At 68.5% G+C, this 17,755-nt stretch carries 16 protein-coding genes; 6 read left to right on the top strand and 10 right to left on the bottom strand.

Annotated features, from left to right (window positions below; all coding sequences use genetic code 11):
* The first annotated feature begins 55 nt into the window (after positions 1-55).
* Together QY917_RS14225 and QY917_RS14230 are read left to right on the top strand one after the other, a co-directional pair.
* Positions 56-838 carry an alpha/beta fold hydrolase gene (locus QY917_RS14225; RefSeq protein ID WP_012655198.1) on the top strand — a complete coding sequence of 261 codons (783 nt, stop codon included), beginning with the start codon at positions 56-58 and terminating at the stop codon, positions 836-838.
* 138 nt (positions 839-976) lie between these two features.
* The gene (locus QY917_RS14230) at positions 977-2,167 is read left to right on the top strand and encodes an ABC transporter substrate-binding protein (RefSeq protein ID WP_123675386.1); all 1,191 of its coding nucleotides are present in this window, start codon (positions 977-979) and stop codon (positions 2,165-2,167) included.
* 12 nt (positions 2,168-2,179) lie between these two features.
* Here QY917_RS14230 and QY917_RS14235 read toward each other — a convergent pair whose 3' ends face one another.
* A complete protein-coding gene (locus QY917_RS14235; protein WP_123675571.1) occupies positions 2,180-3,520 on the bottom strand; it encodes a D-amino acid dehydrogenase in 1,341 nt (446 codons plus the stop codon).
* An 87-nt stretch (positions 3,521-3,607) separates the two neighbouring features.
* Between QY917_RS14235 and QY917_RS14240 the strand changes: the two genes are divergently transcribed.
* On the top strand, positions 3,608-4,519 hold the full coding sequence (locus QY917_RS14240; protein ID WP_011803542.1) for a LysR family transcriptional regulator ArgP: 912 nt from the start codon (positions 3,608-3,610) through the stop codon (positions 4,517-4,519).
* A 70-nt stretch (positions 4,520-4,589) separates the two neighbouring features.
* Complete coding sequence (locus QY917_RS14245) at positions 4,590-5,222, top strand: TetR/AcrR family transcriptional regulator (protein ID WP_123675385.1); 633 nt, start codon at positions 4,590-4,592, stop codon at positions 5,220-5,222.
* On the opposite strand, the gene QY917_RS14250 is transcribed toward QY917_RS14245, so the two are convergent.
* The 3 genes from QY917_RS14250 to QY917_RS14260 all read right to left on the bottom strand — a co-directional run bounded on the left by QY917_RS14250 (position 5,223) and on the right by QY917_RS14260 (position 7,591).
* On the bottom strand, positions 5,223-5,645 hold the full coding sequence (locus tag QY917_RS14250) for a universal stress protein (protein WP_012655202.1): 423 nt from the start codon (positions 5,643-5,645) through the stop codon (positions 5,223-5,225).
* A gap of 112 nt (positions 5,646-5,757) precedes the next feature.
* Entirely contained in the window at positions 5,758-6,603 is an 846-nt protein-coding gene (locus QY917_RS14255) for a metallophosphoesterase (RefSeq protein ID WP_123675384.1), read from the bottom strand.
* A gap of 16 nt (positions 6,604-6,619) precedes the next feature.
* On the bottom strand, positions 6,620-7,591 hold the full coding sequence (locus QY917_RS14260; protein WP_047350125.1) for a LysR family transcriptional regulator: 972 nt from the start codon (positions 7,589-7,591) through the stop codon (positions 6,620-6,622).
* Positions 7,592-7,714: 123 nt separating this feature from the next.
* Here QY917_RS14260 and QY917_RS14265 point away from each other — a divergent pair, with 123 nt between their 5' ends.
* Entirely contained in the window at positions 7,715-8,155 is a 441-nt protein-coding gene (locus QY917_RS14265; protein WP_123675383.1) for a hypothetical protein, read from the top strand.
* 187 nt (positions 8,156-8,342) lie between these two features.
* Here the strand turns inward: QY917_RS14265 and QY917_RS14270 are convergent, their stop codons facing one another.
* From QY917_RS14270 to QY917_RS14295, 6 genes are all read right to left on the bottom strand, one after another.
* Entirely contained in the window at positions 8,343-10,214 is a 1,872-nt protein-coding gene (locus QY917_RS14270; protein ID WP_123675382.1) for a phosphoenolpyruvate carboxykinase (GTP), read from the bottom strand.
* Between the two features lie 333 nt (positions 10,215-10,547).
* On the bottom strand, positions 10,548-10,709 hold the full coding sequence (locus QY917_RS14275) for a hypothetical protein (RefSeq protein ID WP_012655207.1): 162 nt from the start codon (positions 10,707-10,709) through the stop codon (positions 10,548-10,550).
* A gap of 107 nt (positions 10,710-10,816) precedes the next feature.
* Positions 10,817-12,016, bottom strand: a complete 1,200-nt coding sequence (locus QY917_RS14280) for a threonine ammonia-lyase (protein WP_011803550.1) — start codon at positions 12,014-12,016, stop codon at positions 10,817-10,819.
* Positions 12,017-12,127: 111 nt separating this feature from the next.
* Positions 12,128-13,783: an isovaleryl-CoA dehydrogenase gene (locus QY917_RS14285; protein ID WP_123675381.1), complete on the bottom strand. Its 1,656-nt coding sequence runs from the start codon at positions 13,781-13,783 to the stop codon at positions 12,128-12,130.
* A 152-nt stretch (positions 13,784-13,935) separates the two neighbouring features.
* The gene (locus QY917_RS14290) at positions 13,936-14,598 is read right to left on the bottom strand and encodes a glycine zipper family protein (RefSeq protein WP_123675380.1); all 663 of its coding nucleotides are present in this window, start codon (positions 14,596-14,598) and stop codon (positions 13,936-13,938) included.
* A gap of 47 nt (positions 14,599-14,645) precedes the next feature.
* Positions 14,646-15,680: a homocysteine S-methyltransferase family protein gene (locus QY917_RS14295; RefSeq protein WP_047350130.1), complete on the bottom strand. Its 1,035-nt coding sequence runs from the start codon at positions 15,678-15,680 to the stop codon at positions 14,646-14,648.
* A 163-nt stretch (positions 15,681-15,843) separates the two neighbouring features.
* On the opposite strand from QY917_RS14295, the gene recQ reads away from it, so the two are divergent.
* Positions 15,844-17,703, top strand: coding sequence for a DNA helicase RecQ (gene recQ / locus QY917_RS14300; protein WP_123675379.1), 1,860 nt, complete (start codon positions 15,844-15,846; stop codon positions 17,701-17,703).
* Positions 17,704-17,755 lie beyond the last annotated feature (52 nt).

The raw sequence follows: 17,755 nt of genomic DNA on the forward strand, positions 1-17,755 counted from the left end.
TCAGTCTGCACCTGCGCGCCTGCAGCGCGCATGCCCTGCGGCCCTGGACCCTGCGATGTCTCTTCTTCCACGCTTTTCCCTGCTCGGCTCCGGCCCTACCGTGTTGCTGCTGCACGATGCCGATGGCGATCACCTGGGCTTTGCCCCCACGCTGGAAACCCTGGCCGCCGCGGGCTACCGCGCCGTGGCATGGGACATGCCGGGCTATGGCGGCAGTGCGCCGGTGGAGCCCTACAACTTCAAGGGCCTGGCCCAGCGTGCGCTGCTGTTGCTCGATGCCCTGCGGTGCGAGCAGGTGGTGCTGGTCGGCCACGGCCTGGGGGCGATGCTGGCGCTGGAGATCGCCGTGCGGGCACCGCTGCGCGTGCGGCGGCTGGTGCTGTGTGCCGGCGGCCCGGCGCTGGACGAGGCCGCCACCGCCGTGTGGGTGGCGCCGCGCCTTGCGGGCTTGGACGATGGACGGGACATGGCCCGGCTGGCCGACCCTACCGTGGCGCGCGACGCCGGCCCCGGCGCGCTGCCCGAGGGGCTGCAGCTTGCACGGCACGCCATGGGCCGCGTGCCGCCCGCCACCTACCGCCGTGCGTTGGAAGCCCTGACGGCTTTCGCGCGGCGTGCGCCGGAACTTGTGCGCCTGCAGGTGCCCGCGCTGCTCGTCGGGGGTGAGTACGACCGCTGCACTCCGCCCGAGGCACTGCTCGCCCTGGCCCATGTGCTGCCCGATGCGCGCGCCGTGCTGCTGCCCGGCGTGGGCCACTGGCCGCAGCTTGAAGACCCCGAGGGTTTCGAGGCGGCGCTGCTGGACTTCCTGGCCGGCCCGGCGCCGGTGCTGCACTGAACGCGTGCGCGGTGATCCCTCACCGCAAATCGCTTACCCGCCCCTGACCGCGACCGCGCACCGCTGCGCAATAAACCACATCGCGCGCCCGCGCTTTTGGTTAGGCTGGAGTGTTTTTCACAACATTGCGGAGACACGATGATGGCCATGAGACCCAGACACTGGGCAGGGGCGCTGGCGCTGTGGGCGTTGGCGGGCATGGCGGGCGCCCAGCCCGTGAAGGTGGGGGTCATCGGCCCCTTTTCGGGGCCGTCGTCGGACTTCGGCACGCCCATGCTGCAGGGCATCCAGCTCGCGGTGGAGCAGTTCAACGCCGTGGGCGGCTACCTGGGCCGGCCTGTGGAGCTGGTGGTCAAGGACGACCAGGGCTCGCCCGACACCGGCCGTCAACGCTCGCAGGAACTGGCCAGCGAGGGCGTGGTGGCGGCCCTGGGCTTTTGCAACACCGGCGTGGCGATGAAATCGCTGGACGTGTTCCAGCAGGCGAAGCTGCCCTTGATCGTGCCGTGCGCCACGGGCACCCCCGTGACACGCACCTATCCGGCGGCGCAGAGCTTCATCTTCCGCACCTCGGCCCCCGACAACATCCAGGCGCCCTTCGTGGTGGAGGACATCCTGCGCCGCGGCTGGACGCGCGTGGCCCTCTTTGCCGACGACACGGGCTACGGCCAGGCCGGGCGCAAGGACGTGGAAGCGGCGCTCGCCGCGCACCAGCTCACGCCCGTGTACGCGACCAACTTCCCTCTGGGCGTGAAGAGCCTGGCGCCCCAGTTGCAGGCCGCGCGCGATGCGGGCGCACAGGTCATCTTCAGCTACACCGTAGGGCCGGAGAACGCTGTCATTGCCCAAGGCCGCAAGGAGCTGGGCTGGAAGGTGCCGCAGGTCGGCGGCTGGACGCTGTCGTTCCCGTTCTTCATCCAGGGCGGCAAGGACGCCGCCGAGGGAGCGCTGACGGCGCAGACCTTCATCGCCGAGCCCAGCAACGAACGCCGCGCCTCGTTCCTGAGCACCTACGCGCGCGCCTTCAAGGGCCGCCCGGCCGTGCCGATGGCGGCGGCGCAAGGGTACGACGCGGCCTACCTGCTGATGTATGCGCTGCTGGGCATCCGCGACGGGCAGGTCAACGGCCCGGCCCTCAAGCATTCGCTGGAGAACCTGCAGCGCGTGTATTACGGCGTGGTGGCGACCTACGAGCGGCCCTTCTCGGCCGAGGAGAAAGAGGCCATCACCCCCAACATGCTGGTGATGGGCAAGGTGCAGGCCGGCGCGGTGACCTTCGCCTACCCCGAGGATGCCAAGCGCAACCTGCTGGTGCAGCGCAAACGCTGAGGTGCGAGCCGCTCAGGCCAGGCGCGGCGCCCCGTAGGCGGTAGCCGGCGTGTCGCCGCCCAGAAAGGCGAAGTCCATGGCTGGCCGCTCGCCGCTCAGCAACTCGGCCATGGCCTTGCCCGAGCCAGCGCCATGCGTCCAGCCCAGCGTGCCGTGGCCGGCGTTCACCCACAGGCCGTGCAGCGGTGTACGACCGATGAACGGGATGTTGGTGGGCGTGGCGGGGCGCAGGCCGGTCCAGTACTGTGGATCGCCGCCTTCCTCGGGCGTGCGCGTGTCGCACACGCCGGGCAGGATGGTCTCAATGCGGCGCGACAGCATGTGGCAGCGCGCGCGCGCCACAGGGCTGTCCAGCGACAGGTCGTAGCCGCCCAGCTCGATGGTGCCGGCCACGCGCAGCACGTTGCCCAGGCGGCTCATGGCGATCTTCTTGCCATCGTCGATGGTGGAGACCATGGGCGCGCCCTCGGGTTTGAGCAGCGGGAACGTGGCGCTGTAGCCCTTGCCGGGGTAGATGGGCAGGTGCACGCCCACGCCCCGCAGCAGCGGTGCGCTGTAGCTGCCGCATGCAACGACCACGGCATCGGCTTTCAGTATTTGGTCTTTTTGGCCTGTAGCGCTTTCCTGGCGAGCGCGAATAGCTATTGATTCAATAGCGTTGCCGGAGCGGTTCAGGCGCAGCACGTCGTGACCGTAGAGGAACTGCACGCCGCGCTCGGCGCAGCGGCGGGCCAGCGCCTGGGTGAATACGCGCGCGTCGCCGCTCTCGTCGGTGCTGGTGTAGGTGCCGCCGGTGATGCGGTCGCCGTAGGCGCGGAAGGCCGGCTCGATGGCGAGTAGCTCGTCGCGGCTGACCACGCGCCGCTGCACGCCGAAGCGGCGCATCAGTTCCACGGCGTGGGCCGCGTCGTCAAAGGACTTCTGGTCGGTGTAGAAGTGCGCGATGCCGCGTTCCAGCCGGTGGTACTCGATGCCCGTGACGCGCACCAGCTCCTTGAGTGCGGCATGGCTGTACGCGCCCAGCGCCACGATCTGCTGCACGTTGCGTGCGAAGGCCGTGTCGTTGCACTGCGCCAGGAACTTCAGGCACCAGCGCCATTGCTCCCAGTCGAGCTGGGGGCGAAACAGCAGCGGCGCTTCCTTGTCGAACATCCACTTGAGGGCCTTCCATGGCGCCTCGCGGTTGGCCCAGGGCTCGCAGTAGCTCACCGAGATCTGCGCCGCGTTGGCAAAACTGGTCTCCAGCGCCGCGTCGGGCTGGCGGTCGACCACAGTGACTTCATGCCCGCGCTCGCGCAGATGCCAGGCGGTGCTAATGCCGATGATGCCGGCGCCCAGGACGATGGTTTTCATGGCGCGCAGTGTGCTGCGGCCCAATGAAAAACAAAAGCGTGATTAAACTTCTTCGGAATTCATCAGAATGACTAATGGATACCGACCGTGAGCACATTTGACCCCGCCGCCCTGGAATGCCTGGCCGCCATCGTCGAAGAGGGCGGTTTCGAGCGCGCCGCGCGCCGCCTGAACATCACCCAGTCCGCCGTGTCGCAGCGCCTGCGTGCGCTGGAGGCGCAGGTGGGCTCGGTGCTCATCGTGCGCAGCCGGCCGCTCAAGCCCACTTCGGCCGGGCAGTTGTTGCTCAAGCACACCAAGCAGCTGCGCCTGCTGCGCGCCGACCTGGAGCGCGATCTGCAGGACCTCATGCCCAGCGGGCGCGGCGGCGGCCGCGAGGAAGAGCGCATCGCCATCGCCATCAACGCCGACAGCATCGCGACCTGGGCGGTGGACGCGCTCGGCGATCTGGTGCGCCAGCGGTTGCCGCTGGAGATCATTGCCGACGACCAGGACTTCACGCAGGAGTGGCTGCGCTCGGGCCAGGTGATGGGCTGCGTGACGACGTTGAAGAGTGCGCTGCGCGGCTGCCGCATGGTGCCCCTGGGCGCGATGCAGTACGTCGCCGTGGCCGCGCCAGAGCTGGCGCGCCGCCAACTGCCGCAAGGGCTCACGGCGCACAACTTCCGCGACGTGCCTTTCGTCTCGTTCAACCGCAAGGACGATATGCAGGCCGAGTTCGTCACGCGCACCTTTGGCCTGAAACGCGTGTCGCTCAGCCGCGTGTTCGTGCCTAGTTCGGAGGGCCAGGTGCGCGCCGTGGCCGCGGGCTGGGGCGTGAGCGTGGTGCCCGAGCTGCTCGCGCGTCCCTGGCTGCAGCAAGGCCGGCTGGTGGACCTGGCGCCGGGCCATACGCTGCCCATCCAGCTGTACTGGCACTCATGGAACCTGGAGTCGGAAGTGCTGGATGCGCTGGCCGATGCGCTCACCAGCGCGGCGGCGCAGTACCTGTCGGCCTGACGGCACACGCGGATGGGGGTCTTTAGGGTTATCGGCCTGCGCGGGGTGAAGGCTCGCTAACATCGCCCGCATGAACACGTTGCAGCCGCCCCGTCCGTCCTTCAAGGAGCAGATGCTCCGGGCGCGCGAGGATGCCATCGTGGAGGCCGCGAGCCGCCTGCTGGGCGAAAAAGGCTTCGAGACCATGACCGTGGACGAGGTCGCCGCGGCCGTGGGCATTGCCAAGGCCAGCCTGTACAAACACTTTGCCGGCAAGGACGACCTGTGCTCGGCCGCCATGGTGCATGTGGTGGAGCGCCTGCAGCGCTTTCTGGCGGCGCTGCCGGCCGAACTGGGCGCCATGCAGCGCCTGCACGCGCTGCTGTGCTGGACGCTGCAGTTGCAACTGGCCGACGAGGTGCCGCTGCTGCCCAGCCGCAACTCCGCGCTGGCCCAGGCGCTGCGCGCCTGCGACGCCTACCAGGCATCGATGCAGGAGGTGCATGCCTGCATCCTCGGCTGGATCGTCGAGGCGCAGGCCCAGGGACAGCTGCGGCGCGAGTTGCCGCCCGATGTGATCTTGTGTGCGCTGCTGGCGCGCAATGCCGATCCCATGCTCGGCATGCTGCGCGACCGCGGCTATGCGGACGAGTGCATCATCGACTGGGCCGCGGACACCTGCCTGAGCGGCCTGGCGAGCGGCCCCGCCATGCGGGTGGCCTGATCAGCGCACCAGCAGTACCGGCACCTGGCAGTTGGCCAGCACCTGCGTGCTGACCGAGCCCATCACCAGCTTGCCCAGCGAGCCGTGGCCGTGCGTGCCCATGACGACCAGGTCGTACTTGCCGGACTCGGCCACCTTGGCGATGGTCTCGCCCGCCGGGCCCACCTTGGTCATGGTCTTGAGCTGCACGCCCTGACGCGCCATGAATTTCACGACGGGCGACAGCACCTTTTCGCCTTCCTCAGCGTGGTACTTGTCCACGACTTCCTTGCCGAGCGCGGCGCGCGCGCGGGGAGGCAACTGGGGCTGCACGGTGATGGCCGTGTAGGTGTGCGAGCTGCCCAGCATCTCGTCGTGAGCGGCCAGGTAGGCCAGCATTTTCTTGGTGTAGGTGCTGCCGTCGACAGCAAGCAGGATGTTCATTCGAAGTGCTCCGGAAACGAGAATTCAGACTAATCCGCGCCGGCGCCTGTTGTCTTGACTTCAGTCATATTTTTGATGCGGTACGCGGTGGCGGGTGCAGGGCCCGCACGCATCATACGGTGAGCACGCAGTGCGGCTCAAAGGTTGCCTGCTCCCCCTTGCGGGCATAGCCCAGCGGGTTGGCCACTACGCGGCAGCTCCAGGGCGTGCCGTCCACGCGGGCCCCGCGCACCAGGTAGTCGCTGGGCGCATGCAGATGGCCGTGCAGCCACAGCTGGGCGTGGGGCAGGCAGTCGTCCAGCGCATTGCAAAACCCCGCCGTGCCCGGCACCAGGCCGTAGCGCGGGTCGGCGCTGAGCAGGCTGGGCGCGAAGTGCGTGACGGCCACCGTCGTGCCCGCAAAGGGCTGTGCGAGCGCGTTGCGTAACCAAGACTGGCAAACCAGGGCCTGTTCGCGCACCTCGGCGGCCAGGAAGGGCCCACCCTGGCGGGTGCTGCCAGTCTTGGAGAGATAGAAATTGGCCGCGCGGAACGCCTTCTCGCGCCGCTGCAGTCGCTGGCCCGGGTCGGTGATCGCCGCGTGGTCGGCCAGCGCGTCGAAGTCGCTCCACAGCGTCGTTCCAACGAAGCGGACCCCCTGCAGCACCATGCTCTCACGCTCCAGCCAGATCAGCCCCAGCCGGTCGCAGATGCGGCGCAGGCGCGCATGCGCGGCGTCGAAGTCCTGCATGTCGTATTCATGGTTGCCAGGGACGAAGACCACTGGCGTGGGCCATCCGGCGTACTGCGGCAGAGGGGAGAAGCGCGCCAGGCCGAAGTCGTCGTCCGACAGCAGCGAGCCGGCCTGGTAAGAGCCGATGTCGCCGGCCAACACCAGGACATCCGCGCCAACGGCGGGGCTGGGGGTGAAATGCGGGTGGGCTTCCAGGTGCAGGTCGGACAGCAGTTGCAGCTTCATGGGTGAGTGGGACGGGTCAATCCTGGCGGTGGATGGGGGCGGGCGTGTTGCGCGCGGCGCGCGCAATCGCCTCGCGCAGCCAGCGGTGGGCGGGGTCGTGGTTGCGCCGGCGGTGCCACAGTGCGTCCACGTGCACGGGCGGCAGCGTCATGGGCAGCGGGCGCCACACCAGTTCGTCGCGCACGCTGGCCACGCCGACGAAGTGGCGCGGCAGCACGGTGAGCAGGTCCGTGGTGGCCACCACCCGTCCCGCGGTGAAGAACTGGTTCACGGTAAGCACGATGCGGCGTTCACGTCCCAACGCGGCCAATGCCCCGTCGATGAAGCCGAAGGGCTTGCCCGAGAAGCTCACCAGCAGGTGGCGCGCGGCGCAGTACAGGTCCAGCGTCATCGGCACGGCGGCCAGCGGGTGGTCCGCGCGCATCACGCACACGTACTGGCCGTCGTAGAGGCGGGTGCTTTCGTGCGCCACCACGTTGTCCGACTGCGCCCGCGCCGTGAGGTCGGCCAGCACGGCGGGGAAGTAGCCCACGGCCATGTCGGCGCTCTCGTCGTCCAGCAGGCGGCGCGGGTCGCGCGTGGTCAGCGGCACCACGCGCAGCGAGACGCCGGGGGCCTCGCGTTCCACGATCTCGATGAGTGGCGGGATCAGCGTGGCACCCGTGGCGTCGGCCATCGCCAGAACGAAGGTCGTCTGAGCGGACGCCGGGTCAAAGCGCCCGGGGGAAAGTGTCTCCTGCAACTGTGCCAATGCGTGCCGTACGGCGGGCCACAGGGCCAGTGCCCGCGGCGTGGGCTCCACGCCGTGGCCGCGCCGCGTGACCAGCTCGTCGCCCAGCACCTCGCGCAACCGGCGCAGTGCGTTGCTCACGGCGGGCTGTGTGATGGCCAGTTTCTCGGCGGCGCGGGTCAGGTTGCGCTCGGCCATGACCTCGTCAAAGACGCGCAGCAGATTGAGATCCAGCGTGCGAAAGTTCAATGGCTGCATGCCGCAATCATCACACGGATGAATATGGGTGATTCAACATATAAATTAGACACAAACCAGGGTAAACCCTAGTATTGCTGCACCGCCCGGCAATTTCGCCAACAGTGGCGTACGAGTCGCATCATGACGAAGTTTGTACACATCGACGTTCCTGTCCAGCACCACGGCATTGCACGCATTGAAGAGGCCGCAAGCCATCTGAAGCAAACCGCTGCCCGCTTTGACGGCACCCGCGGCGCAACGTCGCTGCTGCTGGCGGCGCTGGTCGCCGCGCTGCTTGTCGTGGCCAACCAGGTCATTGACACCTGGAACGATGGCCACATGCTGGCCGGCTGGATGGTGATGTGGGTGATCGCTTTCGCGGGAATGGCGTTGTTGGCGGCACCTGCGCGCAGCGCGGTGCTAGGCCTGCGTGGCGCTGCCAAGGCTTGGTCGGACGCGCACCGGCGTGCGGCAGAGGACGAGCGCACCTGGAATGCCGCACTGCGCGACGCCCGCATCATGGCCGACCTGAGCCGTGCGATGAACGGCATCGCGGTGGACGATCTGCGCCGTTACCGCTGAACGGCCGCGCGGCGACCCCGCGCCAACCGACAACAGGGCACCTTCGGGTGCCCTTTTTGCTATGTGCGCGGCAGCTTCCTATGGGGCGCATTCATGAAGAAACCCCGCGCCACAGACGTGGTCGCGGGGTTGTGTGTGTAGGCCCGGCTGAATTCATGCCGAGCCGAGCCGAGCCACGGCAGGGCGGTCAGGCCGCCAGACGCTTCTCCAGCGCGGCCTTGGTGGCCAGCAGTTCCTGAGGCAGGTGGTAGGCCAGCTTGTCGAAATGCTCGGTGTGCAGCTTCAGTTCTTCGGCCCAGGCAGCCTTGTCGATGCTGGTCACCGTCTTGAACTGCTCGGTGCTGAAGTCCAGGCCGGTCCAGTTGATCTCGGCGTACTGCGGAGCAATGCCGAACATGGTCGGCTCGCCTTGCGCCGTGCCCTCGATGCGGTCCAGCATCCACTTGAGCACGCGCATGTTGTCGCCATAGCCGGGCCAGACGAACTTGCCGTCCTCGCCCTTGCGGAACCAGTTGACGCAGAAGATCTTGGGCAGCTGGTGGCCAGACTCCTCCAGCTTGTGTTCCATGTCGAGCCAGTGCTGGAAGTAGTCGCTCATGTTGTAGCCGCAGAACGGCAGCATGGCGAACGGGTCGCGGCGCACGACGCCCTGCGCACCAAAGGCGGCGGCGGTGGTCTCGGAGCCCATGGTCGCGGCCATGTAAACGCCTTCCATCCAGCTGCGGGCCTCGGTCACCAGCGGCACGGTGGTGGAGCGGCGGCCGCCGAAGATGAAGGCGTCGATGGCCACGCCGGCGGGGTTGTCCCACTCGGGGTCCAGGGCCGGGTTGTTGGTGGCGGCCACCGTGAAGCGCGAATTGGGGTGCGCGGCCTTGGCGCCGGTTTCCTTGGCGATCTGCGGTGTCCAGTCCTTGCCCTGCCAGTCGATGAGGTGGTCCGGGAGCTTGCCGGTGTCCTTCTCCATGCCTTCCCACCACACATCGCCATCGTCGGTGAGGGCGACGTTGGTGAAGATCACGTCCTTGTCCAGCGAACGCATGCAGTTCGGGTTGGTGTGCATGTTGGTGCCGGGGGCCACGCCGAAGTAACCGGCTTCGGGGTTGATGGCGTACATCTTGCCGTCGGCATGGGGCTTGATCCAGGCAATGTCGTCACCGATGGTCGTGACCTTCCAGCCGGCGAAACCGGCTTCCGGCGGCACCAGCATGGAGAAGTTGGTCTTGCCGCAGGCGCTGGGGAAAGCGGCGGCCACGTGGTACTTCTTGCCCTCGGGGTTGGTCACGCCCAGGATCAGCATGTGCTCGGCCAGCCAGCCCTGGTCGCGGCCCATGGTCGAGGCAATGCGCAGCGCCAGGCACTTCTTGCCCAGCAGTGCGTTGCCGCCGTAGCCCGAGCCGTAGGACCAGATCTCGCGGGTCTCGGGGTAGTGGACGATGTACTTGACCTGGGGGTTGCAGGGCCAGGACGTGGTGTCCTTCTGACCTGCGGCCAGCGGGGCGCCCACGGTGTGCATGCAGGGCACGAACTCGCCGTCGGTGCCGAGCACGTCATAGACGGCCTTGCCCATGCGGGTCATCAGCTTCTGGTTCACGGCCACGTAGGCGCTGTCGGTCAGTTCGATGCCAATGTGGGCGATGTGCGAGCCCAGAGGGCCCATGGAGAAGGGCACCACGTACATGGTGCGGCCAACCATGCAACCGTCAAACAGCGGCTGCAGCGTGGCGCGCATCTCGGCCGGGGCCATCCAGTTGTTGGTCGGGCCGGCGTCTTCCTTTTTCTCCGAGCAGATGTAGGTGCGGTCTTCCACGCGCGCGACGTCCGACGGGTCGGACCACGCGAGGTAGCTGCCCGGGCGCTTGGCGGGGTTCAGCTTCTTGAACGTGCCGGCATCCACCAGTTGCTGACACAACTGCTCGTACTCCTGCTGCGAACCGTCGCACCAGTGGATGCGGGCGGGCTTGCACAGCGCGGCCATTTCGGCCACCCAGGCGATCAGCTTGGCGTTCTTGACGTATGCGGGCGCCTGAATGTCCAGGACGGGCATGGTGGGTGCGTTCATCGGGAAGGCTTCTTTGAAGTTGAAAAACAGTCTTTTCAAAGGAAGCGAACCGGGTCACGACGCACAGGCCCGCGCTGAACCGATCTGCGCGCTGCCTTTGAAAAAACCGCTGGGACTCAGTCGGCTGGCGAAACGGGGGTACCGCGGTGGCACCCCTGCACAGGTCGGCTGGGGTGACGATTTTATGAAGACGCCCCCGATTTGTCTGTCGGATAGGGGGTTAAATCATGCAAAAAACACATGACGTTATGCGCGCCATGGTGTCAGTGCAAACGCGATCACCAAAAACAAAGCCCCGCAGAGGCGGGGCTGGGTGGCGAGCGGGCAGTGCGTTCAGGCCATGTAGACCGCAATGAAGGCCAGCAGGAAGATCATGGCCGCACCCACCGCAGGGATCACGACGGGAATCAGATGCACCACGGACTCGGCGGCATCGGTGGCCGTGGCGGCCTCGACGTCGGCGGCGTTGGGGGCGATGGGGTGGTCATGGGCCATGGGTTCGGTCTCCTGTGGGGTCTGGTGCCTTGATGGGGGACAAGTGTAGCCACAACGCCCCCGCGCGTGCACGGGCCTTACCCGCACGCGCGTGCGGCACGGCGCTCTCAGCGCAGCTCGGCCTCCATCTGCGCGGCGCGCAGCAGGTCCAGCACCTGCTGGATGTGGGCCTTGCCGCGCGTTTGCAGCACCAGTTCGATCTCCACGTTCTGCGCGGCCAGCACGGTGAAGGCGCGCTGGTGGTGCACCTCTTCGATGTTAGCGCCCGCTTCGGCCACGAGGGCAGTGATGCGGGCGAGCACGCCGGGCACGTCGCGTGCGCTGACCATGATGCGCGCCAACCGGCCGGATCGCACCATGCCGCGCTCGATGATGGCCGCCAGCAGCAGCGGGTCGATGTTGCCGCCGCTGAGCACCAGCCCCACCTTCTTTCCGCGAAAGCGCTCGGGGTGGCGCACCAGCGCGGCCAGCCCGGCGGCCCCCGCGCCTTCCACCAGCGTCTTTTCGATCTCCAGCAGCATCAGCACCGCCTGCTCGATGTCGCCTTCGTCCACCAGCAGCAGGTCATCCACCAGCCGGCCAATGACCTCCTGCGTCATCTTTCCGGGCTGGCCCACGGCGATGCCCTCGGCGATGGTTGACGCGCCCTGCGCGTGGTGCGTGCCCTTGATGGCATTCACCATGGCTGGGAAGCGCGCCGTCTGCACGCCGATGATCTCCAGGTTCGGCTTAATGGCCCGCGCCGCCGTTGCCATGCCGGCCAGCAGCCCGCCGCCGCCCACCGAAACCACCAGCGCATCCAGGTCGGGCTGGGCGGCCAGCATCTCCAGCACCAGCGTGCCCTGGCCGGCGGCCACGGCCTCGTCGTCGTAGGGGTGCACGAAGGTCAGGCCCTGCTGCTCCGCCAACTGGTAGGCGTGCTGGCGGGCTTCCTCCAGCGTGTCGCCGTGCAGCACCACCTCGGCACCAAAGCCGCGCGTGCGCTCCACTTTCACACCGGGGGTGAAGCGCGGCATGACGATCACGGCGCGCAGGCCCAGGCGCTGCGCGTGGTAGGCCACCCCCTGGGCATGGTTGCCCGCGCTCATGGCCACCACGCCGCGCTCGCGTTCTTGGGGAGTGAGCTGGCTCAGCTTGTTGCAGGCGCCGCGTTCCTTGAACGAGGCGGTGAACTGCAGGTTCTCGAACTTGAGGAACACCTGGGCGCCCACGATCTGCGAGAGCGTGCGCGATTCGACGCAGGGGGTTTCGAGTACCTGGCCGCGCAGGCGCTCAGCGGCGTGCTGGATGTCTTGGAAGGTCAGCATGGTGCATTGTGGCGCAGCGCGCCAGGTGAAGCAGTTTTGCTATTGTAAAAATAGCTGGTTGCGCTTGGTGGACGAGCGCTAGAAGCCGTTTTGCTCTGAAGGCCCCGTCCACTATCCCGGAAACGCGCGCGCCAGAACCGCCGCCACATCCAGACCGCGTGTGTCAATGGCGCCCGCCACGCGGCCGGCCCCGCTGTCCGCCAGCCGCGTGGCGATGAACGCATCGGCCACGGCCGCGGGGGCCTGCTGGCGCAGCAGGCAGGCCTGGGCCAGCAGCACCAGGCGCTGGGTCAGCACGCGGCCCAGGCCTTCCAACTGCTCAGCCGGTGTGGCCAACAGGGCCTGCAGCTCGCGTGCGGCAGCGGCAATGCGCGGCTCGCCCTGCGCCGCGGCGTGCAGCTCGGTCAGCAAAGCGTGTGCGGCGTCGGGCTCGCGCTGCAGGGCGCGCAGCACGTCCAGGCACATCACGTTGCCCGAGCCCTCCCAGATGGAGTTGACGGGCGCCTCGCGGAACAGGCGCGCCATCACGCCGTCCTCCACGTAGCCGTTACCGCCCAGTACCTCCATGGCCTCGCCGGTCAGCTCCACCGCGCGCTTGCAGACCCAGAACTTGGCGGCCGGCGTCATCACGCGCTTCCAGGCACGCTGGGCGGGCGTGCCGTCGTCCTCGTACGCCTGGGCCAGTCGCATGGCCAGGTGCAGCGCGGCCTCGCTCTCCAGCGCCAGGTCGGCCAGCACCGCGCGCATCAACGGCTGCTCGGCCAGGGCCTTGCCGAAGGCGTGGCGCCGGCGCGCGTAATGGATGGCCTGCACGGTGGCCTGGCGCAGGATGGCGGCGCTGCCCACCACGCAGTTCAGGCGCGTGTAGCTGGCCATCTCGATGATGGTGGGGATGCCCCGGCCTTCCTCGCCCATGAGCAGGCCCCAGGCATCCTCGAACTCCACCTCGCTGCTGGCGTTGCTGCGGTTGCCCACCTTGTCCTTCAGGCGCTGCACACGCACGGCGTTGCGGCTGCCGTCCGGGCGCCAGCGCGGCACGTAGAAGCAGGCGAACGGGCCGCCCTCGCCGGTGCGCGCCACCACCAGGTGCGCGTCGCACTGTGGCGCCGAGAAGAACCACTTGTGTCCGCGCAGCCGGTATTCGCCGCCGCGCCCGCCCGTGCCGATGGGTGTCGCCACGGTGGTGTTGGCGCGAACGTCCGACCCGCCCTGCTTCTCGGTCATGCCCATGCCCAGCCAGATGCTGGCCTTGTCCGCCACGGGCAGGTCGCGCGGGTCGTAGGCGGTGCTGTAGAGCCGGGACTGCAGCGACTGCCACAGCGCGGGCTCCTTGCGCAGCAGCGGGATGGCGGCCTGTGTCATCGTGGCGGGGCACAGCGTGCCCTGTTCCACCTGGCCGTGCAGGTAAAAGCCCGCCGCCCATGCGGCCCAGCGGCCCGGTCGCTCGTCCTGGAAGGGCCGGGAGATCAGCCCCTCGCCGCGGTACAGCGCCAGGAGCTGGTGCCACGCGGGGTGGAACTCCAGCGCGTCGATGCGCTGCCCGCGCGTGTCAAAGCGCTGCAACTGCGGCGTGTGGCGGTTGGCCTGGTCGGCCAGGGCGTAGGTCTCGGTCATGCCCAGCCGTGCGGCATAGGCGTCGAGCGCCGGGCGCGCCCAGTCGGCGCCCGCACGCTCCAGCGCCTCGCACAGCGCTGCGTCGGTGGCCAGCGGGTGGTAGTCGTTCAGCTCGGGGTATTGGTTGAAGACCTGGTGGGTGGTCCAGTCCATGGTGCGTGGCCTCCGTGTTGTCGTGGGACCAGTCTAGGAGCCTTGCGCCGTCCGGGTAAGAGGGTGAGCGCGGAAGAGGGCGACGTTCAAAGCCAAATAGGCCCATAGCGCCCAACTGGCAAGCGCGAACAGCTATGAAAACAGGAGTTCTCTCAGCGCAGCACGCGGCAATTGCCGAACTCGCAGCGGATCGCCAGCGCGTCGCCGTTGCTGCACGGCACGCTATAGGTCTCAAAGCCCGGCCCCTTGGCGGCGAGCGCGGCCACGGGCTGGGCATGGCACGCTTGCTCGCGTGCCAGGCGCTCGGCGCTGTAGGCATCGGCGCCCGAGGGGCGCGGCGGCGCCGCCGGTGCCACGGGCACGGACGGCGCGGCGCCCGGCTGCGGCCCGGCGACTGCCAGCGGGCTGATGCGGTGGCCCCGCACGGCCATGCAGTGCGCGACCAGCTGGCGCCGCCGCTCCAGCGCCTGCAGTCCCTGCGAGCCGCCCGCAAGTGCGCCGCCCGTGAGAGCCCAGTCGCGCACGCCCGTGTCGCTACGCCCGAGTCCCCAGGCGAGAAACGCCGCCACCAGCGCGCCCTGGACCACGGCGTCCAGCGTCTCGCTGAGCACGCCCACCTGCTGCGCGCGGTCGCGGCAGTCCTGCAGGTCGGCGTCGTAACGGGCGCGCGCATCGGCGGCGGGGGCGGGCGCCACCGGGGGCGGGGGTGGCGTGGCGCAGCCGGTGACGGCAAGGCATGCGGCCACGCACAGGGCCAGCGTGGCGGTGGCCCGGCGGGGAGTTGCTGGGAAAGAAGTGCGGGGGGTGCGTTGCATGTCGCCGGGTCCTCTCAGTCGGTGGCTGGGCGCATGCGGCGTGCGCTCTAGGCGGCTTCGGTCTGGAACAGCCGGCGCGTACCCACCGGCGCCACGGCGCGCGCAATGGCGCCGATGTGGTCCGGCGTGGTGCCGCAGCAGCCGCCCACGATGTTGACCAGGCCCTCGGCGGCGAATTCGTGCACCAGGCGGCTGGTGACCTCGGGCGTCTCGTCGAAGCCCGTGTCGCTCATCGGGTTGGGCAGGCCCGCGTTGGGGTAGCAGCTGATGAAGGTGTCCGGCGCGGCCTTGGCCAGTTCCTGGATGTAGGGGCGCATCAGCGTGGCGCCCAGTGCGCAGTTCAGGCCCACCGACAGCGGGTGCGCATGGCGCACGCTGTGCCAGAAGGCGGTCACGGTCTGCCCGCTCAGGATGCGGCCCGAGGCGTCGGTGACGGTGCCGCTGATCATGATCGGCAGCACCTGGCCGGTCTGCTCGAAGGCCTCGTCCACGGCGAACAGCGCGGCCTTGGCGTTGAGGGTGTCGAAGATGGTCTCGACCAGGATCACGTCGGCACCGCCCTCGATGAGCGCCAGGGTCTGCTCCAGGTAGGCTGCGCGCAACTGCTCGAAGGTGATGTTGCGCGCGCCGGGGTCGTTCACGTCGGGGCTGATGCTGGCCGTCTTGGGCGTGGGGCCGAGGGCGCCGGCGACGAAGCGCGGCTTGTCGGGCGTGCTGAATTTGTCGCAGGCCGCGCGCGCGAGCTTGGCGCTCTCCAGGTTCATCTCGTAGGCCAGCTCGGCTAGCCCATAGTCGTCCTGCGCGATCGAGGTCGCGCCGAAGGTGTTGGTCTCGATCAGGTCGGCGCCGGCCGCGAGATACCCTTCATGGATGTCGCGGATCACGTCGGGGCGCGTGAGGCTCAGCAGCTCGTTGTTGCCCTTCACGTCGCGCGCAAAGTCCTTGAAGCGCTCGCCCCGGTACTGCGCCTCGGTCAGCTTGAAGCGCTGGATCATCGTGCCCATGGCGCCGTCGAGGATGGCGATGCGTTGTTCCAGGATGGCGGGCAGCGCTTGCGCGCGGGTGTAGTGGGGCAGGGTCATGGGGCCGATTGTAGGAAGCCGGCGCCGCCCGCGGTGGCGGGCGCACAATAACGGGCTTTGCGCCATGGTGGGGCCATCCGCATGGCCGCGTTTTATAGGCCAAAAGTGCCTTTGGCGCTTATCCAATAAGCGCTGACAGCTATCAAAAAGAGAGTCCACCGGTTTGTCCCCCGCGCATTTCGTCCTGCACGACGTCTTTGGCTACGAGCAGTTCCGTGGCCCGCAGCAGGCCATCATTGACCATGTGATCGCCGGCGGCGACGCGCTGGTGCTGATGCCCACGGGCGGCGGCAAGAGCCTGTGCTACCAGGTGCCGGCCATCGTGCGGCGCGATGCGGGGCTGGGCGTGACGGTGGTGGTTTCGCCGCTGATCGCGCTGATGCACGACCAGGTGGGCGCGCTGCACGAGGCGGGGGTGGAGGCGGCCTTCCTCAACTCCACGCTGGACTGGCAGCAGACGCAGGACGTGGAGCGGCGCCTGGCGCGCGGCGAGATCACGCTGCTGTACGCCGCGCCCGAGCGCGTGACCACCGACCGCTTTCTCACGCTGCTGGACGGTCTGCATGCGCGCGGGCAGCTCGGGCTGTTCGCCATCGACGAGGCGCACTGCGTGAGCCAGTGGGGCCACGACTTCCGGCCCGAGTACCGCCAGCTCGCGGTGCTGCACGAGCGCTATGCGGGCGTGCCGCGCATTGCCCTCACGGCCACGGCGGACGCGCTCACGCGCGAGGACATCGTGCAGGGCCTGCGGCTGCAGCAGGCGCGGCAGTTCGTCAGCAGCTTCGACCGGCCCAACATCCGCTACCGCATCGAGGAAAAGAAGGAGCCGCTCACGCAGCTCATGCGCTTCATCGACCGCGAGCACCTGGGCGAGGCCGGCGTGGTCTATTGCCAGTCCCGCAAGCGCGTGGAGGAACTCGCCCAGGCGCTGTGCGATGCGGGCCTGACGGCGCTGCCCTACCACGCGGGCCTGCCCGCCGAGGTGCGCCAGCAGAACCAGGACCGCTTCCTGCGTGAGGACGGCATCGTGATGGTGGCCACCATCGCCTTCGGCATGGGCATCGACAAGCCCGACGTGCGCTTTGTGGCCCATGTGGACATGCCCAAGAACATTGAGGGCTATTACCAGGAAACCGGCCGCGCAGGCCGCGACGGTCTGCCCGCCGACGCCTGGATGGCCTACGGCCTGCAGGACGTGGTGAACCAGCGCCGCATGATCGACGAGAGCCCCGCGGGCGAGGAGTTCAAGGCCGTGATGCGCGGCAAGCTGGATGCGCTGCTGGCCCTGGCCGAGGCCACGGACTGCCGGCGCGTGCGGCTGCTGGGCTACTTCGGCGAGACATCCGAGCCCTGTGGCAATTGCGACAACTGCCTGAACCCGCCGGCCGTGTGGGACGGCACGGATGCCGCGCGCAAGCTCCTGTCCACCATCTACCGTGTGCACGAGGCCAGCGGCCTGACCTTCGGCACGGGCCACATCATGGACATCCTGCGCGGCAAGGCGACGGACAAGGTCCAGCAGTTCGGCCATGAAAAACTCTCCACCTTCGGCCTGGGCGCACAGTATTCCGAGGCGCAGCTGCGCGGCGTGCTGCGCCAGTTGCTGGCCGCCGGCGCCGTGGGGCTGCACAAGGTCACGACCGAGGGCGGCCACAGCTTTGACACGCTGGCGCTGACCGAGGGATCGCGCCCCGTGCTGCGCGGCGAACAGAGCGTGCTGCTGCGCGAAACCACGGCCGCAGCCGGGCCGAAGAAGCCGCGCCGTGCCAGCGCCCCGCCGGTGGCAGCGGCCAACCTGGGACAGGATGCCCAGGTGCGCTTCATCAACCTCAAGGCCTGGCGCGCCGAGGTGGCGCGCGAGCACAACCTGCCGGCCTACGTGATCTTCCACGACGCCACGCTGGCCGCCATTGCCGAGCGCAACCCGGCCACGCTGGAGGATCTGCAGGGCATCAGCGGCATGGGTGCGAAAAAGCTGGAGGCGTACGGCGCCGAAGTGCTGCGGGTGTGCGGCGCGGCCTGACAGTGGCCTTCGTTGCAAGCCTGCGCAAATGAGACAGCCTCCTGTTGGGGGC

The organism is Diaphorobacter sp. C33 (assembly GCF_030503915.1).
GTDB lineage: Bacteria > Pseudomonadota > Gammaproteobacteria > Burkholderiales > Burkholderiaceae_C > Diaphorobacter > Diaphorobacter nitroreducens.

Coding starts and splice junctions, on each gene's coding strand:
- QY917_RS14225 (WP_012655198.1), top strand. CDS start 56: ATGTCTCTTCTTCCACGCTTTTCCCTGCTCGGCTCCGGCCCTACCGTG.
- QY917_RS14285 (WP_123675381.1), bottom strand. CDS start 13,783: ATGGACTGGACCACCCACCAGGTCTTCAACCAATACCCCGAGCTGAAC.
- QY917_RS14295 (WP_047350130.1), bottom strand. CDS start 15,680: ATGACCCTGCCCCACTACACCCGCGCGCAAGCGCTGCCCGCCATCCTG.
- QY917_RS14250 (WP_012655202.1), bottom strand. CDS start 5,645: ATGAACATCCTGCTTGCTGTCGACGGCAGCACCTACACCAAGAAAATG.
- QY917_RS14270 (WP_123675382.1), bottom strand. CDS start 10,214: ATGAACGCACCCACCATGCCCGTCCTGGACATTCAGGCGCCCGCATAC.
- QY917_RS14230 (WP_123675386.1), top strand. CDS start 977: ATGATGGCCATGAGACCCAGACACTGGGCAGGGGCGCTGGCGCTGTGG.
- QY917_RS14265 (WP_123675383.1), top strand. CDS start 7,715: ATGACGAAGTTTGTACACATCGACGTTCCTGTCCAGCACCACGGCATT.
- QY917_RS14280 (WP_011803550.1), bottom strand. CDS start 12,016: ATGCTGACCTTCCAAGACATCCAGCACGCCGCTGAGCGCCTGCGCGGC.
- QY917_RS14235 (WP_123675571.1), bottom strand. CDS start 3,520: ATGAAAACCATCGTCCTGGGCGCCGGCATCATCGGCATTAGCACCGCC.
- QY917_RS14245 (WP_123675385.1), top strand. CDS start 4,590: ATGAACACGTTGCAGCCGCCCCGTCCGTCCTTCAAGGAGCAGATGCTC.
- QY917_RS14275 (WP_012655207.1), bottom strand. CDS start 10,709: ATGGCCCATGACCACCCCATCGCCCCCAACGCCGCCGACGTCGAGGCC.
- QY917_RS14255 (WP_123675384.1), bottom strand. CDS start 6,603: ATGAAGCTGCAACTGCTGTCCGACCTGCACCTGGAAGCCCACCCGCAT.
- QY917_RS14290 (WP_123675380.1), bottom strand. CDS start 14,598: ATGCAACGCACCCCCCGCACTTCTTTCCCAGCAACTCCCCGCCGGGCC.
- QY917_RS14260 (WP_047350125.1), bottom strand. CDS start 7,591: ATGCAGCCATTGAACTTTCGCACGCTGGATCTCAATCTGCTGCGCGTC.